This window comes from Klebsiella sp. BIGb0132, from assembly GCF_024810075.1.
Taxonomy (GTDB): domain Bacteria; phylum Pseudomonadota; class Gammaproteobacteria; order Enterobacterales; family Enterobacteriaceae; genus Klebsiella; species Klebsiella terrigena.
Map to the genome: position 1 here is coordinate 61,537 of NZ_JANUDW010000008.1, position 24,388 is coordinate 85,924.

A 24,388-nucleotide genomic window follows, 5' to 3' on the forward strand; every position below is an offset into this window, starting at 1 on the left:
AAAACTCCTTAGTTGTGAACGCCGTGCAGGTGCTGAGCACGCGCCGGAGTGAAGCCCGGGCTATAGCGGGCGACGGCAAGATCGTCGTACGGAATAGCCGGAGTGCGACCCGAAATTAAATCGCTCAAAAGCTGTCCTGAGCCGCACGCCATGGTCCAGCCCAGGGTGCCGTGCCCGGTATTGAGCCACAGGTTTTTATACGGCGTGCGCCCGACCACCGGCGTGCCGTCCGGGGTCATCGGACGGAGGCCGGTCCAGAAGGTCGCCTGCTCTACGTGGCCGCCGCGCGGGAACAGATCGCGCACCACCATCTCCAGCGTTTCGCGACGCGGCTGCAGCAGCTCTTTATTAAAGCCGACGATTTCCGCCATCCCGCCGACGCGGATCCGCTGGTCGAAGCGGGTAATCGCAATTTTGTAAGTCTCATCAAGGATAGTCGATACCGGCGCCCCGTCCTCCTCGGCGATCGGGATCGTCAGCGAGTAGCCCTTCAGCGGATAGACCGGGATGTCCACCAGCCCTTTCAGCATCGCCGTCGAGTAGGAGCCGAAGGCCATGACGTAGGCATCGCCTTTGACAATTTCATCCCCGCACTTCACGCCGGCGATCTGCTCTCCTTCGTACAGCAGCGCGTCAACCGAGGTATTGAAGCGGAAGGTGACGCCCGCCTGCTCCGCCATCGCCGCCAGGCGCGTGGTAAACAGCTGGCAGTCGCCGGTTTCATCGTTCGGCAAACGCAGGCCGCCGGTCAGCCTGTGGCTGACCTCGGCTAAGGCGGGTTCGACTTCCCGCAGACGTTTCGCCTCCAGCAGCTGATACGGCACGCCGGCATCCTGCAGCACGGCGATATCGCGGGTGGCGTTCTCATACTGTTTTTCGGTACGGAAAAGCTGCAGCGTCCCGCCCTGGCGCCCTTCATACTGGATGCCGGTGCTTTCGCGCAGCGCCTTCAGGCAGTCGCGGCTGTACTCCGCCAGACGAACCATGCGGCCTTTGTTTTCCATATAGTGGCGGGTGTCGCAGTTGCGCAGCATCTGCCACATCCATTTTAGCTGGAACTGCGTGCCGTCAAGGCCGATCGCCAGCGGCGCGTGGCGCTGGAACATCCACTTAACAGCCTTCAGCGGCACGCCGGGCGCGGCCCAGGGTGCGGCGTAGCCCGGGGAGATCTGTCCGGCATTGGCGGCGCTGGTCTCTTCCGCCGGCCCCGGCTGGCGGTCGATCACCGTCACCTGATGCCCTGCCTGACTTAAATACCATGCACTAGCTACCCCAACCACCCCACTTCCCAGTATGACGACTCGCATAGCGACTCCGTAATAGTTAAAGAACAATCATCTGATTACAAATTGATAACTCAGTTGAAAATATTATTCAACATACGCTTTATTTATGGTGACTTATCTCACAGCGAACCGCACCAGCCCTGCCCCCAAAGATTTACTATCTCCTGCTGCGCTTCATTTTTCCTCAGAATAAAATTCTGCATGAAAGGCTAAACCAGGCCTTTAAGATTGCTAAATCGCGAAGAAAAGAAATTGTCCGCAGGCGCAGTTTGCCGAGCCGTGTTCTATGCTTGTTGTGAGGCTCTCCGTATAGAGAGAGTCACCGACAATGAGGGCGCGCTAATGGCTACGATTGATTCCATAAACAGGGACACGACTCGTTTAAGCGATGGACCCGACTGGACTTTTGAACTGCTGGAAACCTACCTCGCCGAGGTTGACCGGGTCGCGAAGCTGTACCGTCTCGACACCTATCCGCATCAGATCGAAGTCATTACTTCCGAGCAGATGATGGATGCCTACTCCAGCGTCGGAATGCCAATCAACTACCCGCACTGGTCGTTTGGTAAGAAATTTATCGAAACCGAGCAGGCGTATAAGCACGGCCAGCAGGGGCTGGCCTACGAAATTGTCATCAACTCTAACCCCTGCATCGCCTACCTGATGGAGGAGAACACCATTACCATGCAGGCGCTGGTGATGGCTCACGCCTGCTACGGGCACAACTCCTTTTTCAAGAATAACTACCTGTTCCGCAGCTGGACCGACGCCAGCTCGATAATCGACTACCTGATCTTCGCCCGCAAATACATCACCGAGTGCGAGGAGCGTTACGGCGTTGATGAGGTGGAGAAACTGCTCGACTCCTGCCACGCGCTGATGAACTACGGCGTCGACCGCTACAAGCGTCCGCAGAAAATCTCGCTGCAGGAGGAGAAGGCGCGGCAGAAAAGCCGGGAAGAGTATCTGCAAAGCCAGGTGAATATGCTGTGGCGCACCCTGCCTAAGCGGGAAGAGGAGAAAGCCATCGAAACCGCGCGCCGCTACCCTTCGGAGCCGCAGGAAAACCTGCTCTACTTTATGGAGAAGAACGCGCCGCTGCTGGAGTCATGGCAGCGTGAAATCCTGCGTATCGTGCGCAAGGTGAGCCAGTATTTCTATCCGCAGAAGCAGACGCAGGTGATGAACGAAGGCTGGGCGACCTTCTGGCACTACACGATCCTTAACCACCTGTACGATGAAGGCAAGGTGACGGAACGCTTTATGCTGGAGTTTCTGCACAGCCACACCAACGTTATCTACCAGCCGCCCTATAACAGCCAGTGGTACAACGGGATTAACCCCTACGCGCTGGGCTTTGCCATGTTCCAGGACATTAAGCGCATTTGTCAGTCGCCGACCGAAGAGGACAAATACTGGTTCCCCGACATCGCCGGCTCTGACTGGCTGGAGACGCTGCATTTTGCCATGCGCGACTTCAAGGATGAGAGCTTTATCAGCCAGTTCCTGTCACCGAAAATTATGCGTGATTTCCGCTTCTTTACGGTGCTCGACGACGACCATCACAACTACCTGGAGATTTCGGCCATCCATAACGAGGAGGGGTATCGGGAGATTCGCGCCAAGCTTTCCGCCCAGTACAACCTGAGCAACCTCGAGCCGAATATTCAGGTGTGGAACGTCGACCTTCGCGGCGACCGTTCGCTGACGCTGCGCTACGTGCCGCATAACCGCGTACCGCTGGATAAGGGCCGCCGTGAGGTGCTCAAGCACGTCCATCGCCTGTGGGGATTCGACATCCTGCTGGAGCAGCAAAATGCCGATGGCAGCATCGAACTGCTGGAGCGCAGCCCGCCGCGGCAAAACGCGCTGTAAATCGCGCGGCGTTAAATCGCATAAAGCAAAACGCCCGGCATAATCGCCGGGCGTTTTTTTATCTTATTGTGGGACTTAGCGCATACCGATGACTAAATCACCCGGCAGCGTTTTCTGCATACGATGCCAGATTTCACCGCTGTCATGCCCGTAGCGACGGACTATCTCGTAAACCTGCTCGTGCTGCCCTTCTTCACAGACTTTAGCCAGCTGGTGATAGAAGCCCAGCGCCAGGCTGCGCGCTTCCGGATTGGCAAAATAGTGGCGGCCAATGCGGGTATACAGGCCCTTCATGCCGTTGAGGATCAGGCCGTAGATCGGGTTGCCGGAGGCAAAGGCCAGGCCGCGGAAGATGCCGTAATCGAGATCGGCAAACGCATCGCCGTGGTCTTCCACCTCACGCGCCGCGGCGAGAACCTGCAGGGCGTTTTCAGGATGCTGACGGAAGGCCGTGCGGATAAAGATAGTGGAGATATTGGTCCGCACCGACAGCAGGTTATCGATCAGCTGCGGGACGCTGTCGTGATCGAGGCGCGCCAGCGTTTCGAGAATATTGAGACCCGACGTTTCCCAGAAATTGTTCACCTTCGTCGGTTTGCCGTGCTGTATCGTTAACCAACCGTCACGGGCCAGACGTTGCAGAACTTCGCGTAAGGTCGTACGGGTCACACCAATAAGTTCAGAAAGCTCACGTTCGGCGGGGAGAATGGTGCCCGGGGGAAAGCGGTTATTCCATATACTTTCAATGATGTACTCTTCCGCGAAACCCGCAGGGCTCTGCGCCTTAATGACCATAGTAAGATTTCCATTACACAGCGTTGCAAATTCTACTCATCATACCAGAGCCGCTATAGGGCAGATAGCGCCGGGAAGTAATTAAAAAGGGATCGCCGTTTCATTTTGAGATTTTGCTCTTCGCGTTTGACAAAGGCCGGGCGCGATGCGAACCGGGTTGCTTCCCCTTTTGCTCAGCTGGTAGTCTTGCCAATCGCAATACGTAAATTCATGTCAATATTTGACGGGGAAGGATGTCTGTCGTGGAAATGTCTTATGGCCGCGCCCTGTGGCGTAATTTTCTTGGCCAGTCTCCGGACTGGTATAAGCTCACCTTAATTGTTTTCTTAATCATTAACCCGCTGGCGTTCTACCTCAATCCCTTCGTCGCCGGCTGGCTGCTGGTGGTTGAGTTTATTTTTACCCTGGCGATGGCGCTCAAATGCTATCCGCTGCTGCCCGGTGGCCTGCTGGCTATCGAAGCGGTATTTATCGGGATGACCACCGCAGAGCATATTCGCGATGAGATCGCCGGCAACCTCGAGGTGCTCCTGCTGCTGATATTTATGGTGGCCGGGATCTACTTTATGAAGCAGCTGCTGCTGTTTATCTTTACCCGCCTGCTGCTGGGTATCCGCAGCAAGATGCTGCTGTCGCTGGCCTTTTGCCTGGCAGCGGCGTTCCTCTCCGCCTTCCTCGATGCGTTAACCGTGGTGGCGGTGGTGATTAGCGTCGCGGTGGGATTTTACGGCATTTATCATCGCGTGGCCTCCGCGCGGCCCGACGATCTCGATCTGCTGGACGATAGCCACATCGACCAGCACTATCGCGACGTGCTGGAGCAGTTCCGCGGCTTTTTGCGCAGCCTGATGATGCACGCGGGCGTCGGTACCGCGCTGGGCGGCGTGATGACCATGGTGGGCGAACCGCAAAACCTGATCATCGCCAAAGCGGCCGGATGGCACTTCGGCGAGTTCTTCTTACGCATGGCGCCGGTGACGCTGCCGGTCATCGTCTGCGGCCTGCTCACCTGCCTGCTGGTGGAGAAGTTCGGCCTGTTCGGCTACGGGGAACCGCTGCCACCGGCGGTGCGTAAGGTTCTGCAGGATTACGACGATCGCAGCCGCCAGCAGCGCAGCCGTCAGGATCGGCTGCGGCTTATCGCCCAGGGGATTATCGGCATCTGGCTGATTACCGCGCTGGCCCTGCATCTTGGGGAGGTCGGGCTGATCGGTCTGTCGGTGATCGTGCTGGCGACCACCTTCTCCGGCGTGACCGACGAGCACGCTATCGGTAAAGCTTTTACCGAGGCGCTGCCGTTCACCGCGCTGCTGACGGTCTTTTTCGCCGTGGTCGCGGTAATCATCGACCAGCACCTGTTCTCGCCGGTGATCCAGTTCGTACTGCAGGCATCGCCGCACGCTCAGCTGTCGCTGTTCTATCTGTTTAACGGCCTGCTGTCATCCATTTCCGATAACGTCTTCGTCGGCACGGTCTATATCAACGAGGCCAAAACCGCGCTGCAGCAGGGCACCATCAGCCCGCCGCAGTTTGAGCTGCTGGCGGTCGCTATCAATACCGGCACCAACCTGCCTTCGGTCGCCACGCCTAACGGCCAGGCGGCATTCCTGTTCCTGCTGACCTCCGCCCTGGCGCCGCTGATTCGCCTCTCCTACGGGCGAATGGTGTGGATGGCGCTGCCTTACACCATCGTGATGACCCTGGTCGGGCTGCTGTGCGTCGAGTTTACGCTGATGCCGGCAACGCAGTGGATGCTCGAAAACGGCTGGCTCGTGACGCCGCAGCTTCCCTGAGGCTGACGCATATTGCACATCCGGGATCTAGCGGCGGATGTGCAATATTTTTACGTAATATTTTCGGACTAGCTGCTGGCGTCGGTTCGGTTTTCGTTTACACTGCCATGATTTAGCATTTTTCAGGGAAAAGACTATGTTGCGATATTTAAACCAGTGCTCAAGAGGACGCGGAGCCTGGCTCCTGATGGCGTTCACCGCTTTCGCGCTTGAGTTGGTTGCGCTGTGGTTCCAGCACGTTATGCTGCTGCAGCCCTGCGTAATGTGTATTTACGAACGCTGTGCGCTATTAGGCATTATGGCAGCCGGTATTGTCGGCGCTATCGCCCCGAAAACGCCGCTGCGCTACGTGGCGCTGGTTATCTGGCTCTACAGCGCCCTGCGGGGGCTGCAGCTGGCGTGGGAACATACCATGATTCAGCTTCACCCTTCTCCGTTCCAGACCTGCGACTTTGCCGCCCGTTTCCCAACGTGGCTGCCGCTGGATAAGTGGCTGCCGCAGATGTTCGTGGCCAGCGGCGACTGTTCCGTGCGTCAGTGGGAGTTCCTGACGCTGGAGATGCCGCAGTGGCTGGTGGGGATCTTTGCCGCCTATCTGGTTGTAGCCGTGCTGGTGCTGATTGCTCAGCCGTTCAAACCGAAAAAACGCGATCTGTTCGGCCGCTAATCAAGCCGCGCCGCTAAGAGTAAAACCTGTCAGAGCAATCGCTGGCAGGTTTTTTTTTGCCTCGCCCCCCCAGCTGCTCTCCACGATGCCGAAGGCTCGGCGATGAAAAGGCCCGGGGAGGCCCCAGCCTCTGCCCGACGTTCGTTGAGCGCAGCGTGCCCCGGTCGCCGGTACCGCGCCTTTAGGATATTTTTCTCTGCCGCGAGTTGACGTCAGGCCCTATAAGTTGCATATTAAATACATCTTATTCGCATCCGCTAAGGAGCTCACGATGTCTCACCTGCGTATTCCGGCTAACTGGAAAGTTAAACGCTCCACGCCCTTCTTTACCAAAGAGAACGTACCTGCCGCCCTGCTCACCCACCACAACACCGCCGCCGCCGTTTTCGGCCAGCTCTGCGTGATGGAAGGGACGGTGACCTATTACGGCTTCGCCGACGAACAGGCGACGGAGCCGGAGGTCAAAGTGGTGATTAACGCCGGGCAGTTTGCGACCAGCCCGCCCCAGTACTGGCACCGCATCGAATTAAGCGACGACGCCCAGTTCAATATCAACTTCTGGGTTGAGGATGACGCCGACGGCGAAAACGGGCTGTTCCACAGCAAAAAATCGTAATCCCGCCTGCCGATGGCTGAAAACAGAGAACCCGCCGGTTGGCGGGTTCTCTGTTTTAGCCGTTCTGCTTAGCGCTGCGGGCAGCGGTCGCTACTGCGCCCAGTCAGGCTTGTTTAAAATAGGCGGCAGTATTTTTTGGTTCTGAGTTCTTATCTGGAGCATCTAGGTATATTTGAATAAGTTACCGCGGACGATTTCACCATCTACGTTCTAATGTGAATCGTCTGCGGTGCTTTTCTGTCCCATCCATGCCCCATCCCTACATATTCATTTTGCGAGCACCTTTCCAGAACGTAATCGCATCGGTTTACCACCACGCGGACTCGTGACATCCTGCATCCCGTAGAGATGATATTTAGGTGCGCACCATTTTTCATTCTCACATTACACCGCGATCATATCCTGAGGCTAATGTCACCTGACCGTAATCAGGTCGCTGTACCTTGTTGTGTAGCGTGGCGATAGCATTTCTCGCTTCATCTGCCAGCCGGCCTGAATCCCCTGCCCTGCAAAATACAAAGCTCCCTTTCCGTTCTTCGCGTTCAGGTGATCCAAAACCTCCATCAGCGCTTCGCTGTTTTTGCGCGGGGCGTTATCGTCGAACAGGTTTAACTGGGCTACGCCCTGGCTGAAGAAATCGCCGAGCATCACCCCCGCCTTTTGGTACCTATGTCCATCTCTCCAGATAGCGTCAAGACACCTGGTCGCCGCGGCGATTATATCCCGGCTGTCCTGGGTCGGGGTCAGCAGTTTGACCGATGCGCTGTTGCCGTAATACGGCTCGTTCAGCGCAAACGGACTCGTTTTGACAAATGAGGAGATAAACCGGCAATACTGGTGCTCACCGCGGAGTTTCTCCGCTGCGCGCGAGGCATAGCTGCATATCGCCTGCCTCATCTCATGGTATTCCGTGATACGCCCGCCAAATGACCGACTGCAGACGATTTCCTGTTTTACCGGCGCAAACTCCTCCAGACCGAGACAAGGCTCCCCACGTAGCTCCCGTACTGTTCGCTCCAGCACCACATTAAAATGCTTCCGGATAAACCTGATATCAGTATCCGCCAGCTGAAGCACCGTTTTGATGCCCATAGTTTCCAGTTTTTTGCTAATGCGGCGCCCTACGCCCCAAACCTCATTCACTGGCAGTGCAGCCATCAACTTACGCTGCTTTTCGATATTGGACAGGTCAACTACTCCCCCCGTCTGCCGCTGCCATTGTTTGGCCGCATGGTTTGCCAACTTCGCGAGGGTTTTTGTTTGGGCGATTCCCACACCTACGGTTAGGTGTGTCCTACGTAACACTGTCTCACGTATCTCCCGGCCAAAATCGGTAAGGTCCCGGCAGTTACGCACGCCTGTCAGGTCGCAAAAAGCCTCATCAATGCTATAAATTTCGCACCGCGGCGAGAGCTCTTCTAACGTTGTCATCACCCGATTCGACATATCTGCGTAGAGCTCGTAATTACTACTGAAGCAGATAACACCATGCCGGCGGAACTGGTCCTTTTGTTTAAAGTACGGCTCCCCCATTTTCACAATGGCCTTTGCTTCAGCAGAGCGCGCAATCACGCAACCGTCGTTATTCGACAGCACGACCACCGGCCGCCCTTTCAAATCTGGCCGGAACACTGTCTCGCAGCTTGCATAAAATGAGTTCACATCACAGAGCGCGAACATCTCAGCCAGCCGCTTTAATGATATAGGTAACGACGCCGAACACGTCGAGCGAGTCTTCACTCCCGACGACGATCGGGGAATAAGCGCTGTTCATAGGGTTAAGCTGAACGGATGGCCTCAGCTGTAGTTTTTTGACAGTGAATTCCCCATCCACCGCGGCGATAACGATATCTCCGTGAGATGCTTTACGCGAGCTATCGACGACCAGGAGGTCGCCCTCACTGATGCCACCCTCGATCATGCTATCTCCGGCCGCCTTAACGAAATACGTTGCGCTGGGGTGGTTAATCAACAACTCGTTGAGGTCGATTCGCTGCTCTACATAATCCTGCGCCGGGCTGGGAAATCCGCATTGCGCAGGGTCACTGAACAATGGGAGTGGGATGATCTGACGTAGTTCTACGGGCGTATAAAACTTCATGATGAGACACCATATAAATACTGTTTATACATACAGTATATTCATACGCCGCATAGTTCAACATCGGTTACGCCTATCAATTTTTATTGCAGTCGTAACATGTTGATGGTACGGATTCGCTCGCCGGAAAATATTTGTAAATCGTCTTCATTCCCCACCCCGATCACGTCCGCGACCTGCTGCCGGGTAGCGCCAATCTCCAGCATCCTGCGTGCCCGCTCGACAACTACCGGCGTCATCACCCGCCTGCGACCGCCAACACTCACTCGCTCTCTCTGCAGCGTGCCTTGGTCCGATCGAATAATTACATCGAAAACATAGTTACAGAGTCTCTCAGGTTGCGACAGTTCACTATATGTTTATGTATCCTAATTGCACCGTTGACATTGAAAGTGTCATTTTTTTAACATATTGTGATTCAACATTTACGCATGAAGTGATTTCAAAATGGGAAAAGACATCTTTAGTAGATTTGACTGGGTTGATACGCTGAAGGGGATCGGCATCATACTTGTCGTTGCTGGGCATATTTTTGGCTCATACATCTCTGGATTTATATATTTATTTCACATGCCATTGTTTTTCTTCCTTGCTGGATATTTATATTCACCAAAACCATTAAGACAATATTTAAAGAACAAATCATCAAACCTGCTGATACCATACTCAAAATATCTTTTATTTTTCACAGGCATATCAACTGTATATATGATTTTAAATCATGATAGCATATCAATGATTTTAAAATCAGTAATCAAATCATTGTATGGAGGAAACCTCCTTACAGGATGGATGGGAGTCTTCTGGTTTATCACCGTATTTTTCATCACACAGCAAATATTTAATTTTTCAATAGTTAAGCTAGGCATAAAAAAGACAAGCGCCATAGCAATTATATCATTAACGCTTTCATACATTGCAAGCCAGTTTATTAAAATAACCACACCTCTTAATATAATCGTGACACTTCATGCTTTTCCATTTATGTGCCTCGGTTATTTATTCAAAACATATAAAATAAAAGTAAATACGATGGTGGTAATTTTAATTTGTGTGATTTGCATATGGTTTTTCTCATCTCACAAAGTTGAAATGAAATTTGATATGAAACAGTCATTATATGGGATACCATTCATAAGCTTTATTACTGCTTTGGTGCTAGTTGTTATGGCAGTAATTATTAGCAGCATAATAAAGTGCAAGCCCCTAGAATTCATTGGCGTTAACTCAATGAGCATTATGTATATACATCAGTTCATTCATCTAAGCATAGCCAATAAGGTATTCGAATCAGATTCCGCCATATTTACAACAACAATAATAATGTCATTATTTTATTGCGTAATAATAAACAAAATAAATATACCGTCAATTAAAAAAATACTTAGTTAAATAAAAGCAGCCCACGCTATCGGTGGGCTGCCTTAGGCAACCAGTACCTTTTCATACTAACTAAAAAAGGATTACAATTAGCCTTTACTTGCTATTTGATTCACAAAATATCCTGCCAACATTTCCAGCATAACTCGGTTATGACTGGATATATCTGTCGGCATTCCTGTACCTAGTCGGGGAGAGTGATCATAGAAACGGCCGCTCGCATACGGGTCTGTCAGATAATCACGTTCGTAGGCCTGCATACTCAGAGTGAGAGCATTGCCTGTTGAGACCCTTCTGTCCATCATCATTGCCAGAGCGACACTTACCGGTGTCGACAGCAGACCCCGCCGGCTTTCAGAAATATTGTAATCAATGGTCCTGATTCGACCATCGCCACATAATCCGTGCAGCCCATACGTGACGTTGTTGAATGCAGGAGAAACGCCGAGCATATCCGTCATTATCAGGTATTCAGCCGTCAGATCCATATCGTAGTTATACCAGCGGCTGCGCGAAAGGCTCGTCGCTACTGGCTGTGAATCCACCAAGGTTGGAGTATAACGAAAGATTGTTGATGTGTTTGTCAGCAGAGCGATAACGGTGTTGTAACAGACCTGATATTGTCCGGATGTGTCAAATCCTGATTTAATTGACAATGCTACTAACAACAGACCATAAATGTTGATGTTCGTGGCCCCGGTTCCGCTGTCTGTGTACTTATTAGATATCCCCCCTTTATTATTAACAGTTGTCACCATAGCATCAGCAAAATTTGTTATATATGGTTTGAGTGCAGTTGTTACAGAGCTTTCGCCAAGATATTCTGCAGCCCGATAAAATGAAACCATTGGCTTAAGAACTGTTGAGACGAGATCGGCTATTGCCCTGCTTCCGTTCAGATAAGCAGTCCCCAATGACGTCCCGCTGTAATACGTATTAAGATACTGAGTGAACGCCGGTAATAATCTGGTCAGCGTCCCATTAGGTTTCCGTAGTTCCCTACATGCCAGGTAACCGAACGGGGTCAACTGACTGGGGTTGTTGTAATCAAATGGCGGTGTCATTCCCCCGATCCCTGCCGCATCACCATTCATCCAGAAATCAGCAACTCCATCCATCAGTTCCAGGAAAAACCGCTCAGCCCGTTTAACCGCAACATTCGGCAGAATTCCTGTTGCTGCAAATGCAACCGGACGGTTCAGTACTTTTGACGCCAGCGTAAAATTAGCTGATTCAGTCTCCCGCGTGTTTAGCCAAATTTCGGCACTCCATGTCCAGTTCTGATCTACGGGCCAGTTCAGGAATGAGTAATCGGTAGATGAGCCGGTTAGCCATCCCGCCCGAATTGCCAGCGTCTGGATCTCTGGCGTGTGCGACATAGAAATGGTCGCCTGGCGCGTCGGTCCACCGTCCGTGCCATCACGATGGATATCACCGTTGACGATGGTCGGAACGACCGAAAATCTACCATTCCCGACAGGTGTCCCGCTAATGATGGCTGCCGGAGAGGAAAAATTAAAATCCGGTACCACGCCTATCTGATAAACCAGTGTAATCGGAACAAATGCACCCAGCATTTTAGCGACAGGGATCTGACTCACAGCAGTAACCAGGTTACGAACCTGAATTTGACCGTTATTGAATATGCGGTAACGTGTTGTGGATTTTAATACCCCGGCAGTGTATGTCGCACTGACTGCGTTATATGCTACACGCTCAACCTCTGAAAAAACAGGACCGTTATTAGACAACTTTAAAGTAACATTTTCAGTAAAGTACTCTGTCTTTTGCGTCGCCCCATCTAAATACCTATGCTGCGTGCTCAGCCCCAGACCAACCCGATTCACATCATCATTTGGAGTTAAGTCTATCGATGTCAGCCCATAAAAATAAGAAGCCCAGCTGAATCGGCATGTTATCGTTCCAACAGTAATATTAAATCGCTTATTCCCCTCCGTCGGTGCGTAATAATTCAATGTGGGATAGTTATCTACAAACTTAGTGTTTGCATAAATATCAATATTGTAATACTTCTTCTGCCCTGCAGGTATGGTGTCATTAATCCAGACAGAACCCGTCTTAAATGACCCATCCGGCCAGAAACCTTCGTTCGACTGGAATCTAAGGTTTACAAAGTCGTCTCCTGAGAACTGGCCGGTAAAATAGTTCCCGTCTTTATCTGTTACTGCTATATCAGCATGATTCCGTACCAGACCAACCGGGAATGATATTTTTAACTCTATCAATCCAGTATATGACGACAATGTATCATTGCTCGCATCACAAATATAACGCGCTAGTGAGTTTGATGTGAACTCTGGTTTTTGCTGGCCGTTATAATGGTATGCGCTGGCATTAATGACCAGATACTGGTCTACAGCAATAGTGATGTCCCCGGCAGGTAACTGAGCGATAAAGTTAGCATTCTTTTTTGTAATATCTGTTGTTTTATAATGAATAACAACTGACTTGAATTTATCGATGTAATACTTTACTCCGCCAGCTGCATCCGGCGTATAGCCCGCGGCAATAATCTCAGCATACGGAAACGTCAGCTGCACAGACGGTTTAGGTACGCCATACATCGAACAACATTTTTTATCAGACACATAGCCGCCAGTATTCCCCGCAGTGAATACACCCGTGGTATCAATAACGGAGTACGGGGCTATCAGTTGCGTTGTGTTTTGTAACGGTATGTTGGTGAAAACCAGTCGCAGAACAGAGTTGACGGCATCGAGGATTACTGTCCCCGGAGTTACCCCCGTGAGATCGAGCACGTGATATGGCGAGTCAATAACGCCCTGGTTGAAACTTTCGCCTGGCAGCGCCTCGGCGATTGTCGTCGTCCCGCTGTTAGTGATGGCCGAAATCTTAAGCGCCTGGCTTCTGGCTCTTGCGTCACTGGATTCATTTGCTGATAGTTGGCTAACGAAGACTGTTACATCATCTTCAGATGTGAACGCCCTGCTACCTGCGGCAGTGAACGCCAACATTTTTTGCTGCGCCATCAGAGCCATTTTTGACAGCGTGTAATCAGTTACGGATAGCGCCTGTCGATTACTGAAAATCTCTCGTTGAGCGGAAGCATCAGATAGCTCAACGTAATTCTGAGATGGCATTTTACGGCCAGTTGCCGTCAATGTCCCGGCACTGTTGATGTACTCGTCAGCCAGTGAGCCGCCATCAGAGTTTCGTACGTATGTCGTGCTACCCACGGGGATATTTGCTATATCAGCCTGAGCGGCGGCCAGCGTCATATACTGCCGGCTGAGGGGGATGAGATTCTGGCGAGTTTCCTCAACGACCTTATCCCCTTCCGCCTTGATGCCGTCGACGGTGTAATGCTCACCACCAAGGCGATCCATGTAGGTCAAATCAGTGCTGGTAACTACTGTATCCAGCATAGCTCCAGCATAAACACTGTTCCGGATGTCTGTGCTGGGTACCGGTGCCTGCGTAGGTGTCGGGAGTGGAACTTCTGCCATGTGCATGTCGCCCTATATAAAAGGCGCACGAAACCCTCAGAAATTAATCTGATGGTGTGCGCGAAGGTTAATTATTACTGCTGTGCGTTACGGATAAATCGAGTCTGAATATTCAGAGAGGGTCAGCGTCTGGGTGTCGTCGCCATTGGGTTTGGCTGTTTCAACGCGCCAGATGGTTGAGTTAAGCTCTGTGCTGGTTGCGATGAAGTAGCGACTGGCGTTCTGCACCGTCGTTCTGTCGTAAATGTTCAGGTCGAAAGCGTCAGCTGCAGCCTGAAATGCTTTAGGCTTGCCGGTTACGGGGTATGCGCGCCAGCGGCCGCGGTAATTCCCGAGGCTATCCGTCATCACCACCCACATATCGCCGAGGGTAAAATCGATGCGCTCAGATGTACTGAACACATCCCCGATGCGCCCAGTGATATAGCCATTCTGCTGCTTATTGTTGTACATGTCCGGGCACTGCACCACCGCACCGCGGATAACCTGCGTCGATTCCAGCACTTTCACCGTCATTCCGACGCGCGAGAGCATAATGCGGCGTGCCTCAAGCCACGCTCTGTCCTCCGCCTGCGCCTTATTGCGGGAGCCATCCAGGCTGATCTGCAGCGCGTTAATAGTTGCGTCCCCAACCTCGACAATTCCGCTCTGGTCAATCTGCAGATAGATGTACGACTTTTTATTGGTGAGCGGATCGACATAATCTACCGTGACTCCGTCGTAGCCGCCGGGGAGTGACATCTGCCAGGAAACTTTATACTCGTCCCAGAACATGTTTGAGCGCGCGAAAACCGCATCCGGATTCGCGACTTTCTCCTCGCGCCAGAATGTCAGCACATCACCGATGTTGTTCCCGTCGACGCGGGCCACATTGCATATGGTTTTGATACGCTCGCCAAGGGAGAGCTTTTCATCCGAGAAGGTGTAATCGAAGTATGCGAGCTCAGGAGTCGTTATTGAATCGGCGATCGCGTACAGCGTAGCGATATCGATGCTCGATGCGTCTTGCCTGCCGATAACAATCCACTCATGCAGAGCGGCGTCGGCAAACGAGCGGCTTGGGCGCAGTGTGTAATCAATCAGGCCGGTCGCGCGGTCGTAGCTGATGGTGTGGCGCTGCGCGAGCATGTTGTATTTCTGTTCGCGGTTACTGTTGCTGTTGTTCGGCCCCTTAATGGTGACTTTGGCAATAGTGTCGTCTGGGTAAACCACATTTTCGCGCACATTCACCGCATGGATCGCCATCAGTGTCACGACGTTACCATCGTTGCTGTTATCCAGGCGCTCAATCGTCACAGCGTAACGCCCGGCGCCGGCGGCCGGTGTGTATTTGTGCGAGGTGCGAAAATATCTCGTGGTCACCTGAAAATCGTTGTCGAAGAAGTAATCATACTGCTCCGCAGTTCCAGGGATCTGGTTGTTGCTGTCGTCAACTTGCCAGAACCGGATCCGATAACGTGATGTACCAGCTGTTGCGCCGAGCTGCACCATGACGTGAACCCATACCTGCGAAGACACCAATGGTGAAACCGACGGGCCAATCACCAGCGGCGTCTGGTCGTTCAGAGTGAACAGCGTCAGGTTGATGGTTGCGTCAGCCGGCAGTGTGGTGATCTCCCCCGTCATGTCACCGAGATAAAACGTGGTGTATGAAAGAGTATCCGTCCCGATGAAGCTTTCCGAATAAACGATATTCCCGCTGCCGGTCACGTTACGGGTCACTGGGCTGCCGCCGGCATTCCAGGTCGCATTAATCACGAACGTCACCGGGTGCGGAACGGCCAGTGCGGCGAAGTATGTGAAGTTGTCATCGTTCGAGAGCACCGTCGCCTTGAGCTGGTTGCTCTCTATCACCATCTCCGTCGGCGCTATAGTTGTCGCGGTCTGGGCCGGGAAATCCTCACTCTCGTTCAGCCCCGGGACCTCTTCGTTATCGACGTCGTCAAACTGGTACCCAACATCTATGGTCCCGATCGTCACCCCCGGGTCAAACGTCTGGTAGCTGGCGCCAGCCAGGCTGCCGAGGTTCGATTCTGAGTAGCGCACAGAGGAAATGGTGTATTTCCCGTAGCCGACCTCAAACCACTCGGTGATAAATTTGTTGTTGTCGATAAACTCAAACAGCGCCTGCTGAATCAGATCAGGGAATACCCGGCACTGGCCGTATATATTCGGTTTCCCCCTATAAAGGCGCGCGCGGTTAGTTTGCCCCGTTGCGTCGTTGTTTGGTGATTCACCGGTTGATACCGAAGGTGAAGAGGCGTTCTGCTGGCCGGTTATCCCCGACATTACCTTTTTGGTAAAACGGATCGGGTTGAGATGCTCCACCGGGTTGAGCAGAGTTTTTATCAGCCCACCACCCTCGGGCTGGTCAAATACCGAAACAGCATCGCCAGCGAGCAGCGGATAGGACAGGTCAAAATCATCATCCAGTTTGCGACCGTTGAGGCGAACCACGACGTTGTTATGCAGCTTCAGCTTGTCGAGCAAGGCGATCAGTTGAGTGCCAGGCTCTTCCGTTCCGCGTTGCTTAGGTGCGCCCGGCAGGCGCTGCAGCTCATATCGAACCATGCACCAGATACTCCACTTTGTTATAGATTTTCTGAAGGATGACGGCGCTGTCCATGCGGACAAAACCGAACTCGCCGCGTGAGTGCAGGCATTTCCCCGGATTAATCATTACGCCGACGTGCGCCGGCTGATTGCCGTAATAGAACACCGCAAGGCAGCCGGAAACCGGCACCGGAACCCGGCGCCAGTGTTCGAGTTCCTCTTCGTAGCAGGTGATGAAGTCTGAGCCGGATTCGTAGCCGGCGACGTGGTGGAGCTCAAGGCCGAGCACGTGCCGGTAATACAAAACCACGAGCCCCCAGCAATCCAGCTCGTCGAAAGTGCAGGCGCGGTTAGCCCAGGGCTTGCCATTAACCAGCCCGATAAATTCGCTCTGTGTCATACGGTAATCAGCCCAGGATAGTCTTTCGTGGTGTAAATGATGGGGTTGGCCAGCGTCAGCGGGTTGGTCTTGCCAGAGTTCACCGTGACGTTGCTGCCGTCGGCACCGACGTCCTTCACAAACAACGACCAGGTCTTCATCGGCGTAGCGTCGCCGATCGCATTCCATTGCTGGTATTTGCAGGTTATGGGCGTCATGCGACCGGCGCCCGTCCAGTTCTTCAGTGTGTTCCTGACGTCCTCGGCGCCCTGCAGGAACGTGATAGCCATCGTGATGATGGCCGACCCGTTTTGTGTGGGCTCGGTGATGTCGAATGCCGCGGGCTGGTAAAGGTTCCCGCCAAACGACGCTTCACGAAACAGCTTATTGACCACGCGGTAGTAACCGAACGCCGGGTGATAAAACTCGACGGTCTGTTTGATATCGCTCGCCGGCCGGCGCTCTTTCCACTCTCGTAAAGTCGGCATTAATCAGCCCTCGGCATAACGGCAGTGACCAGATAATCCAGCCAGTAGCCGTAGTTCTCTGGCGCCTCGACGATCCAGTCGTCGTAGTCCTCAGTGATGTCCTCGATACCGTTGCAAATGACGCTGGCGGTCCAGATGACGATATTGCCGTTTTTACTGGTCTGTACCGGCATGCTGATGAAATGCAGGGTCTGCAGCTGCACGCCCTGCGTATCGCCGAGGTCAATCCGCATCTGGAACCAGTTACGGCCACGGTCGCAGTACGTCGGTGAGCGGAGCCACGATTTAAACCGCTCGGCCTGCTGCAGCGTGAATTTCCACTGCAGAGACCAGGTCGATTTAAGGTCGGTGGTTAGTGGCGTGAAGATGACAGGCCCGACTGCCGGCTGCGTCGTCTGCCACGCCGTATCCTGCGTCATGTTCTGATCTGCGCGCTGAGGAAGCGGCAGCATATCCGGGTATGAAACTGTTGCCACGTTTCCTCCGGGCATAAAAAAAGCCGCGGCTGCGGCACTGATCGTTTATCAGGATGTTGCTAAATATTTCCTACTGATACTGTGTGTTTTTCACGCACAGCAAGAGAGGTCATATGTCTTACGAACACGGCAGGTATTACATGGATGGCGGCTCAATAGTTTCTGTTCAATGCTCCCACCAAATCAACGTCCTTGTTATGGATGACGCTGCTTATAACCGATACAAGAGAGGTGAAAGCTGCAAAGTCTATGGCGGGTTCTATAAACAATTTCCTGCCAACATTGCGGTGCCGCATTCCGGTAACTGGAATGTCGTCCTAGCCCTCCCCGCTGGACATCGCGCTACTTTCAGATATTCAATCAACGTAATCGGGCAATAGCATCTGTCCTTTCGCCTGGAATAACGCCTCCTCAAGGGCGGCAATGATTTTCTGCTGCGTGCCGTCCTTCAAATAGCCCAACGACGCCATACCCTCCAGTGTCTCGCTATCGCGGTACCAGATAACCTCGCCGTTTACTTCGATCGCTACTTTCATAATCCCACCCATTAAAAAACCCGCCGGGGCGGGTTTGGTTATAGAGTCTTACCTTTCTCTAGGGCCTCAGCGATACGCCTCAGGTACTCATTGTTTTTGAATACCACCATGATCCCTTCAAAAAATATCCTGCTGAACAACGCCATAATGACAGCCAATGTTGCCTTTGAAACATCACCCGCTAACGCACAGAACACTGCTGCTGCAAGTAATGCCACCAAAGTCAGGCCATAAAGAGCCGATATAATTTTTGGCGTAATTAATTTATCAAAACCAATCATGAACAAACCTTCACATACCCATGCAAATTGAGGGGCGATGATAATCAGTTTTGAAAATTATTAATAAGCACCTGATGCTTGCCGGCGGAGGCCAAAGGTCGATTCCATCTCGCTCGACATGGGCCCACCGCTCTGCAGATCAGTAACAAACGTTTCAATCAACAGCTCGCTACCGTTTTGAGTGCTGCGAGTGTCAACCTGCACGCCGCTGGCGTAGTTGTAGACGTTATTGGTCACCTGCAGTGCCCCGCCTCCGCCAGAACCACGCAAATCCTTATTACTGATGACAGAACCGTTATCACCGGGGATCATGTACTGACTTCCGTTACTGGCCTTGTAGATTTCAGGCATACCGCCCTCACCTACCTGGTACATCGAGCCGGCCGATACAGGACCGCCGTTTTTCCTTCCACCCGCGAGAGTCTTAGACAAAGCAAACGCCCCAACCAGTGCAGCCCCACCAATGATAGCCGCAGCACCAAACGAGCCCACAGACGCGACCAGAGCAGCAGGAAGCCAGGCCGCCATTGTCGTGCCAGCAGAAGCTGTACTCGCGGCTGTGGTGGTTGCAAGGCCCCCTACCTGCGCCGCGGTCGTGGTAGCGATCGCCGCATTCTGAGCTGTTGCCCCCATAATTGCGGATTTAGCCTGTTGCACCCCCATCTGAACGAAGGTGTTGATGACGTCGTTTAATATGGTATTCCCAATGGAGCGAAGAGCTTCTGCGGAGGACATGCTTCCAGTAATGATGCCAGTAAAGGCATTGCTGGCACTGCTTGCAAGCCCATCAAATGCAGCGGATGTGGCCTGAGTTGCCGCATTCTGCTGAGCCCATTCATCCCACATAGCAACGAGCCTTTGCTGGCGATATTGCGTTTCTATTGATGCACGAACTGCTTCAGCCTCCGCGATTTTCTGCGGATATAGGATGGCATACTGATTAAGTTGCTCCATCTGTAGCTGGAACTGATTGTCTACCCCGCTGACCGGCGATGCTTGCCCTCTGAGATTTTTAAAGTTCGACTGTGCTGATTGCTTATCTTTCTCTGATTTAGCTACTGCTTCTTTTGCTTTTAGAAGCTTCCATTCAGCCTCAGCATTACGCTCTGCTTCAGCAATCTGCTGCTGTGTCGCTCTGCTGCCAAGTGCTTTTGCTGCATCGTACTTTGCCAGCTCAAGCGTTCCATCTGCGTAACCAGTATTAAGCCGTGCGATTGCAGCAGATTGACGAGACAAGGCTGAAGAAACAGTATCGGAGGTAGCTGCTGAACTTTTATCTTGTTTCTCGCCCTTGCGTTGAGCTTCCCGCCGAGCTTCTTCCGCTTTTTGCAGATCGTAGTTCTCACCAGCCAGGCTTCCTGCCTTGGAAATCTGATTTGGATTATCAGTAACCTTCGCGGCCTGCATTCTTGCCTTCGTTACTGATCTTTGGCGCTCATCCTGAATTTTTAGAAGCTCATTCTGCTCCTCAAGATTCAGAATTACCTTGTCGCCGTCGGCCGTTGGCGGTGACACCTGCAGAGCTTTAGGGTTGAAATTCTGCCCCGCTTGGTTGGCTCGGTTTATTTCGTCTGCAGTGTTCCCGAACGCCTTTGCAACTGCCCCCTGAACCTGCTCAAGAGACCAGCCTTTTTGAATAAGCCCATCATGCACCCCCATTGAGGTGAGCATGTTGTTTGTAAGGGTCCTGGTTGCCTCCGCCGCAGTGTCCTGAGTCCGCGAAAGCTTATCTTGCGCGTTAGAAAGGTCGCGTGTTTTCTGGGCGAGCTGATCAGCCACTTCAGATTGCTGGCGAGCAAAGTCAGCCCCCTGACCCAGTGATTCCGCTACCGCCTGAACCTCAGGCGTGAAATTACTGTAGCGCGAACTGAGTGCCTCAACCTCTCCTTGAAGGTCGGATATTTCATCTTTTTGTGCACGAATGGACTTGTTCGCATCGGCGATGGTCCCACTCAGTTGAGTGTTGTTCATCGCTTTCATCGATGCATTTACTTTGTCCAGGCTATCAGCAAAGCGGAGTGCCTCTTCTTTAGCTTGCTCTGCCTTCTGCCAAAAATAGAAAATAGCAGCAGCGGCTAGCATTGCCGCACCCGCGGGTCCACCTATCAAAGATAAGGCACTACGGGCTAGACCCATGCCCACTGACGCTGCTCTTGCAGCTACTGCAGCACGAGTAGATGCCACGGCTTGAGCGTTCTCCGCTTGCACAAGCGACAAAGAAGCGACGCTAGCTCGTGTTTTTGCTGCTACCAGTGCATCCATGGCTAGCATTTCAGCTGCGCTGCCTTTCGCAACGTTATATTCGGCTTGCGCTAATGCCAATGCAGATAATGCCGCCTCTTTATCAGCCACGGCTTTTCTCTGTACAGAATTAGCAGCAACTAATGCCGACTGTGCAGCCTGATTGCTAGCGGCCGCCTGCCTCTGTGAGGCAAGCGCTGACTGAACCTGAGCCGCGGCAGACATAGTTAAGGCGCCAAGATAACGACTACCCATTACCCCTGCGGCAACCGTCAATGCAGCACTAAGCACGCCAATGTTTTCACTGGCACTAACTACTGCGTCATTAAAGATCGCAGCGCCAGTTTTAACAGTTGAGTTTTCACCAAAGAATTTGGTGACGTTATTACCCGCAACCTGAAGCGCCTGGCTGATCGTGGTAGTCGTGTTGGCAAATTCTTTCCCAATCACCGCGCCTTGAGAAAGGAGACCATTAACGACTACGTCCGTCGTCAATTTTCCCTGCGCGGCCATATTCCTCATTTGACCGATGCTAACGCCCATGGAGTCCGCGAGCGCAACAATCAGCCGGTTACCCTGCTCGTTTACAGAGTTGAATTCCTCGCCGCGCAAGGCTCCAGAAGCAAGCCCTTGCGACAACTGAATAATAGCGTTCTCGGCCTCTTGCGCCGTGGCACCTGATACAACGAACCCTTGGTTGATGATCGTGGTCAACTTGGATAGGTCAGCAGCGCTTGTTCCATATTGCCGGGTAGCCCTTTCCAGCCGAGCATATAGCGAAGCGGTGGCGTCAAGACTTCCTCTGGTTTGCTGGGTAATATCAAAGACGCGCTGGGTTACGTCTACCAACTGTTCGTTTGGGCGTAGTGAGTTGGATAGTTTGTTATTTACTGTCGCCCAGGCATCCGCATAGTCAGCCACCTGTTTAACAGAAAGCGCTGCGGTTAAAGCAACCGCCGCGCCTGACAAACTGGACATTGAGCGCTCAGTATTGTTAACGGCGCGGGTCGTTCCGTCAAAGCCGCGTTCCATCAGGTCGAGGCGCTGATTTACACGCTGCTGCGCAGTCAGAAGACCTTGCACATCCATCTCAATGTCGTAATAAATGCTGCCAGCATTCTCTGCCATACCTTTCTCCGGGCAATAAAAAACCCCGCCGGAGCGAGGTTGTTATTATTTATCTTTAAGGTGCTCGCTTTACACGGCCATATTGAAAGTTTGCCGTAGAGTCGTACATGACGCCATTGGCGAACATGAACACATAAAGCTGATTTCCTGTGTAACCACCATAACTGTTTTTGGCATTGACCTGCACACCAACGACTTGACCATACGTTACACCACCACCCGTTGAAGAAAGGGAGCCATCTTGCGAATAACCTTTGAATGGAGGCTCAAACGTATATCTAGCTGACTCCGGGTCTTTCAGAATGGATGTCATGTGATTTTTAATTTGCTGCTGATAATCAGTCGGCAAGGTGCCGTAATTTGCAGTTGATATTGCCACTTGAGAAGGTGGCTTTGGTGCGCATCCAGCAATAACAAACGACGACGCGGCTAAAACCGCTGCCAATAAAATCTTCCTCATATCCCTATCCCCATTGGTTTGTTTTCGACAGATTAGCAGGGATGCGGGGGAACGACAAAACCACCTGATCGTTTATCAGGATGTTAGGCGGTGCGCTTCCAGGGTAGGTTGTATGATCTAACCAGATAACAAGGGATTTTTAATGGACAAGTATGATAGAAAGCTTCAGTACAATTTTTTAATGTCGCTTTACAGGACTTCGCCACAAGGAATGTCACAATCTGATTACAATGATTTTTCTGTACAATTTGGCGAAGGAAAAAACATAGAAGCCAATTTATTGTATCTACAAGACCACGAGTTAATAACTACAAATATCAAAGAACTACGACTTGGTTTGTTCGAGGTAATGCCAGCACACTTAAGAATTACATCAAAGGGGATAGATTTTGTCAGAGACGATGGCGGGCTATCTGCCATTCTAAACGTCCAGACAATCAAGTTTCATCGTGATGCTGTTGTCGTCCTAGAGGACCTCATTGCAATTTCAAACATGAACGATGAGCAGAAGGAAAATGCCAAATCAACCCTCGGCGAAATGTCGACGGAAGCCCTTAAAGCCGTGGTACAAGCTGTGACTACCGCAGGATTATCAGCGCTACTTGGGAAGTGAGCAGATACCATAAAGCACAAACCCGCCGGAGGGCGGGTTAGATTATTCAGGTACCGGTACTCTCATCAGGTGGTTCCGGTTGATCGATTAGCTGCTCGGTAGTGCAATACCTTTCCTTGAACTTTATGTGCTTAGGTTTTGCCTGTTCGGAAATATCAAAACCTGAGAGAACTCTCTCAAATGCAGCCTCAGGCATGTCATCGTGTGCTGTTATCTCACCTGCCGCGTACTTTTTCTCAACGTTATCAACACGCCAAATAACAGCTTCTGCGTATACGATATAGCTAGGGTGATGAATAAAAACATGATCACCCGGATTAAGTACGCACGCATTATCATGAGGCACGCCTGGCTTAATGCTAGATACATTAACAACCAAAATGCAGTAACAGTCGTTTATCGGATAATAAACGGGGTCGTTGCATATCACATGAAGGTGATTACATGGCCCACTTGGAGCCAAAACCGTTCCTTTTCTATATGGCTGTAATGTGCTCATGACAATTGAGAAGAAAACTCCTTAAGTTGCTGCGATTCACACATGCTCCTGATAATGTTTTCTGCTTCTTCTGGTGATTTTCCTTCATTAAGGAAAATCTCTCGCACATCAATAGGTGTACGGGAGTTACCGGGATCATGCCATTCAGGGCATACATTTCTCAGGTGCGTCATGTCACGCAACTCAAATCTATTCATATGCCCGTATTGAGCATATATTTCATCAAGAATTCGTATGTCTGCTCTGCTTAGCTCATCAAAGACTTCATCAACATCCATCTCGCGAGGGTCTGCACACAAAGCTACATCATGGCTATTTGTCTTAATAAGATGATACCAATACTCTCCTTTGATATCGGATTTACCGCGAATCAAATCAAGAGTTGTCGACATCACTGGCCCATGGCGCATTGAATAAAGGCGATCTTCACCCATCATGCGGCCATGACGAATCATAGACTGTCGATTTGCCAAGTAGAGCAACTTCATTAGCTTCAGATATGCCATGCGCCCGCCGCGTTTAAGTAGCAGGTAAGCAGCCATCTGAGCTACTTTTTCTTCGCTAAACATATTGAACCTCAATTACTTACAGAAAATAGACCGGATAAGCGATAATCAAACATCTTTTTATTGCCTCTGAGTGTATTACCTCAAAGGTAATCCTTCAACCTTTGGTTGAATCTATCGCACCCAGAATGGCCTTAGAAATCGCCCAAAAACACCCAAAATCACCG

General features: G+C 51.7%; 21 protein-coding genes and 1 pseudogene. 7 read left to right on the plus strand and 15 right to left on the minus strand.

The features are described from left to right. Positions 1 to 8: 8 nt before the first annotated feature. On the minus strand, positions 9 to 1,307 hold the full coding sequence (locus M2416_RS19945; protein WP_259226392.1) for a D-amino acid dehydrogenase: 1,299 nt from the start codon (positions 1,305 to 1,307) through the stop codon (positions 9 to 11). Between the two features lie 321 nt (positions 1,308 to 1,628). Here M2416_RS19945 and M2416_RS19950 point away from each other — a divergent pair, with 321 nt between their 5' ends. Continuing rightward, positions 1,629 to 3,161, plus strand: a complete 1,533-nt coding sequence (locus M2416_RS19950; RefSeq protein ID WP_041146171.1) for a SpoVR family protein — start codon at positions 1,629 to 1,631, stop codon at positions 3,159 to 3,161. Between the two features lie 75 nt (positions 3,162 to 3,236). Here the strand turns inward: M2416_RS19950 and fadR are convergent, their stop codons facing one another. Further along, a complete protein-coding gene (gene fadR / locus M2416_RS19955; protein WP_041146172.1) occupies positions 3,237 to 3,956 on the minus strand; it encodes a fatty acid metabolism transcriptional regulator FadR in 720 nt (239 codons plus the stop codon). Between the two features lie 242 nt (positions 3,957 to 4,198). Here fadR and nhaB point away from each other — a divergent pair, with 242 nt between their 5' ends. From nhaB to M2416_RS19970, 3 genes are all read left to right on the plus strand, one after another. Next, complete coding sequence (nhaB, locus tag M2416_RS19960) at positions 4,199 to 5,749, plus strand: sodium/proton antiporter NhaB (RefSeq protein WP_139339449.1); 1,551 nt, start codon at positions 4,199 to 4,201, stop codon at positions 5,747 to 5,749. A 136-nt stretch (positions 5,750 to 5,885) separates the two neighbouring features. Beyond that, on the plus strand, positions 5,886 to 6,416 hold the full coding sequence (dsbB, locus tag M2416_RS19965) for a disulfide bond formation protein DsbB (protein ID WP_076947367.1): 531 nt from the start codon (positions 5,886 to 5,888) through the stop codon (positions 6,414 to 6,416). Between the two features lie 271 nt (positions 6,417 to 6,687). Further along, entirely contained in the window at positions 6,688 to 7,032 is a 345-nt protein-coding gene (locus M2416_RS19970) for a TehB family protein (RefSeq protein ID WP_041146175.1), read from the plus strand. Positions 7,033 to 7,446: 414 nt separating this feature from the next. Here M2416_RS19970 and M2416_RS19975 read toward each other — a convergent pair whose 3' ends face one another. From M2416_RS19975 to M2416_RS19985, 3 genes and pseudogenes are all read right to left on the minus strand, one after another. Further along, complete coding sequence (locus M2416_RS19975; RefSeq protein WP_259226393.1) at positions 7,447 to 8,712, minus strand: Y-family DNA polymerase; 1,266 nt, start codon at positions 8,710 to 8,712, stop codon at positions 7,447 to 7,449. Position 8,713: 1 nt separating this feature from the next. Further along, on the minus strand, positions 8,714 to 9,133 hold the full coding sequence (locus tag M2416_RS19980; protein ID WP_259226394.1) for a translesion error-prone DNA polymerase V autoproteolytic subunit: 420 nt from the start codon (positions 9,131 to 9,133) through the stop codon (positions 8,714 to 8,716). A gap of 76 nt (positions 9,134 to 9,209) precedes the next feature. Continuing rightward, a pseudogene (locus tag M2416_RS19985) lies at positions 9,210 to 9,408 on the minus strand (helix-turn-helix domain-containing protein); the annotation flags it as partial. A gap of 172 nt (positions 9,409 to 9,580) precedes the next feature. Between M2416_RS19985 and M2416_RS19990 the strand changes: the two are divergent. Continuing rightward, positions 9,581 to 10,525 carry an acyltransferase family protein gene (locus tag M2416_RS19990; RefSeq protein WP_259226395.1) on the plus strand — a complete coding sequence of 315 codons (945 nt, stop codon included), beginning with the start codon at positions 9,581 to 9,583 and terminating at the stop codon, positions 10,523 to 10,525. Between the two features lie 77 nt (positions 10,526 to 10,602). Here the strand turns inward: M2416_RS19990 and M2416_RS27005 are convergent, their stop codons facing one another. The 5 genes from M2416_RS27005 to M2416_RS20015 form a co-directional block, all read right to left on the minus strand. Next, positions 10,603 to 13,920 carry a hypothetical protein gene (locus M2416_RS27005; protein ID WP_374761800.1) on the minus strand — a complete coding sequence of 1,106 codons (3,318 nt, stop codon included), beginning with the start codon at positions 13,918 to 13,920 and terminating at the stop codon, positions 10,603 to 10,605. A gap of 168 nt (positions 13,921 to 14,088) precedes the next feature. Further along, on the minus strand, positions 14,089 to 16,572 hold the full coding sequence (locus tag M2416_RS20000; protein WP_259226396.1) for a host specificity factor TipJ family phage tail protein: 2,484 nt from the start codon (positions 16,570 to 16,572) through the stop codon (positions 14,089 to 14,091). After that, positions 16,559 to 16,954 carry an NlpC/P60 family protein gene (locus M2416_RS20005; protein ID WP_183114280.1) on the minus strand — a complete coding sequence of 132 codons (396 nt, stop codon included), beginning with the start codon at positions 16,952 to 16,954 and terminating at the stop codon, positions 16,559 to 16,561. The genes M2416_RS20000 and M2416_RS20005 overlap by 14 nt, the downstream gene beginning before the upstream one ends. After that, positions 16,951 to 17,421, minus strand: a complete 471-nt coding sequence (locus M2416_RS20010; RefSeq protein WP_259226397.1) for a hypothetical protein — start codon at positions 17,419 to 17,421, stop codon at positions 16,951 to 16,953. Before M2416_RS20010 ends, M2416_RS20005 begins: the two co-directional genes overlap by 4 nt. Continuing rightward, a complete protein-coding gene (locus tag M2416_RS20015; RefSeq protein ID WP_185939854.1) occupies positions 17,421 to 17,897 on the minus strand; it encodes a hypothetical protein in 477 nt (158 codons plus the stop codon). The genes M2416_RS20010 and M2416_RS20015 overlap by 1 nt, the downstream gene beginning before the upstream one ends. Positions 17,898 to 18,037: 140 nt before the next feature. On the opposite strand from M2416_RS20015, the gene M2416_RS20020 reads away from it, so the two are divergent. Next, on the plus strand, positions 18,038 to 18,277 hold the full coding sequence (locus M2416_RS20020; protein ID WP_259226486.1) for a DUF1883 domain-containing protein: 240 nt from the start codon (positions 18,038 to 18,040) through the stop codon (positions 18,275 to 18,277). On the opposite strand, the gene M2416_RS20025 is transcribed toward M2416_RS20020, so the two are convergent. The 4 genes from M2416_RS20025 to M2416_RS20040 are packed head-to-tail and all read right to left on the minus strand — an operon-like array spanning position 18,254 to position 22,543. Next, positions 18,254 to 18,433, minus strand: coding sequence for an immunoglobulin domain-containing family protein (locus tag M2416_RS20025; protein WP_259226398.1), 180 nt, complete (start codon positions 18,431 to 18,433; stop codon positions 18,254 to 18,256). The two genes, M2416_RS20020 and M2416_RS20025, sit on opposite strands and share 24 nt — an antisense overlap. Positions 18,434 to 18,471: 38 nt before the next feature. Then, the gene (locus M2416_RS20030; RefSeq protein ID WP_259226399.1) at positions 18,472 to 18,714 is read right to left on the minus strand and encodes a DUF4282 domain-containing protein; all 243 of its coding nucleotides are present in this window, start codon (positions 18,712 to 18,714) and stop codon (positions 18,472 to 18,474) included. A gap of 60 nt (positions 18,715 to 18,774) precedes the next feature. Further along, on the minus strand, positions 18,775 to 22,083 hold the full coding sequence (locus M2416_RS20035; protein ID WP_259226400.1) for a tape measure protein: 3,309 nt from the start codon (positions 22,081 to 22,083) through the stop codon (positions 18,775 to 18,777). 55 nt (positions 22,084 to 22,138) lie between these two features. Further along, positions 22,139 to 22,543 (minus strand): hypothetical protein, encoded by a 405-nt coding sequence (locus tag M2416_RS20040; RefSeq protein ID WP_259226401.1) that lies wholly within the window; start codon positions 22,541 to 22,543, stop codon positions 22,139 to 22,141. A gap of 142 nt (positions 22,544 to 22,685) precedes the next feature. Between M2416_RS20040 and M2416_RS20045 the strand changes: the two genes are divergently transcribed. Continuing rightward, positions 22,686 to 23,156, plus strand: coding sequence for a hypothetical protein (locus tag M2416_RS20045; protein WP_259226402.1), 471 nt, complete (start codon positions 22,686 to 22,688; stop codon positions 23,154 to 23,156). A gap of 495 nt (positions 23,157 to 23,651) precedes the next feature. Here the strand turns inward: M2416_RS20045 and M2416_RS20050 are convergent, their stop codons facing one another. Beyond that, positions 23,652 to 24,224, minus strand: a complete 573-nt coding sequence (locus M2416_RS20050) for a Panacea domain-containing protein (protein WP_259226403.1) — start codon at positions 24,222 to 24,224, stop codon at positions 23,652 to 23,654. Positions 24,225 to 24,388 lie beyond the last annotated feature (164 nt).

Coding starts and splice junctions, on each gene's coding strand:
- M2416_RS20005 (WP_183114280.1), bottom strand. CDS start 16,954: ATGACACAGAGCGAATTTATCGGGCTGGTTAATGGCAAGCCCTGGGCT.
- M2416_RS20040 (WP_259226401.1), bottom strand. CDS start 22,543: ATGAGGAAGATTTTATTGGCAGCGGTTTTAGCCGCGTCGTCGTTTGTT.
- M2416_RS19950 (WP_041146171.1), top strand. CDS start 1,629: ATGGCTACGATTGATTCCATAAACAGGGACACGACTCGTTTAAGCGAT.
- M2416_RS19990 (WP_259226395.1), top strand. CDS start 9,581: ATGGGAAAAGACATCTTTAGTAGATTTGACTGGGTTGATACGCTGAAG.
- M2416_RS20000 (WP_259226396.1), bottom strand. CDS start 16,572: ATGGTTCGATATGAGCTGCAGCGCCTGCCGGGCGCACCTAAGCAACGC.
- M2416_RS20010 (WP_259226397.1), bottom strand. CDS start 17,421: ATGCCGACTTTACGAGAGTGGAAAGAGCGCCGGCCGGCGAGCGATATC.
- M2416_RS19945 (WP_259226392.1), bottom strand. CDS start 1,307: ATGCGAGTCGTCATACTGGGAAGTGGGGTGGTTGGGGTAGCTAGTGCA.
- M2416_RS27005 (WP_374761800.1), bottom strand. CDS start 13,920: ATGCTGGATACAGTAGTTACCAGCACTGATTTGACCTACATGGATCGC.
- M2416_RS19970 (WP_041146175.1), top strand. CDS start 6,688: ATGTCTCACCTGCGTATTCCGGCTAACTGGAAAGTTAAACGCTCCACG.
- M2416_RS20030 (WP_259226399.1), bottom strand. CDS start 18,714: ATGATTGGTTTTGATAAATTAATTACGCCAAAAATTATATCGGCTCTT.
- M2416_RS20025 (WP_259226398.1), bottom strand. CDS start 18,433: ATGAAAGTAGCGATCGAAGTAAACGGCGAGGTTATCTGGTACCGCGAT.
- fadR (WP_041146172.1), bottom strand. CDS start 3,956: ATGGTCATTAAGGCGCAGAGCCCTGCGGGTTTCGCGGAAGAGTACATC.
- M2416_RS19980 (WP_259226394.1), bottom strand. CDS start 9,133: ATGAAGTTTTATACGCCCGTAGAACTACGTCAGATCATCCCACTCCCA.
- M2416_RS20045 (WP_259226402.1), top strand. CDS start 22,686: ATGGACAAGTATGATAGAAAGCTTCAGTACAATTTTTTAATGTCGCTT.
- M2416_RS20050 (WP_259226403.1), bottom strand. CDS start 24,224: ATGTTTAGCGAAGAAAAAGTAGCTCAGATGGCTGCTTACCTGCTACTT.
- M2416_RS20020 (WP_259226486.1), top strand. CDS start 18,038: ATGGATGGCGGCTCAATAGTTTCTGTTCAATGCTCCCACCAAATCAAC.
- dsbB (WP_076947367.1), top strand. CDS start 5,886: ATGTTGCGATATTTAAACCAGTGCTCAAGAGGACGCGGAGCCTGGCTC.
- M2416_RS20035 (WP_259226400.1), bottom strand. CDS start 22,083: ATGGCAGAGAATGCTGGCAGCATTTATTACGACATTGAGATGGATGTG.
- M2416_RS19975 (WP_259226393.1), bottom strand. CDS start 8,712: ATGTTCGCGCTCTGTGATGTGAACTCATTTTATGCAAGCTGCGAGACA.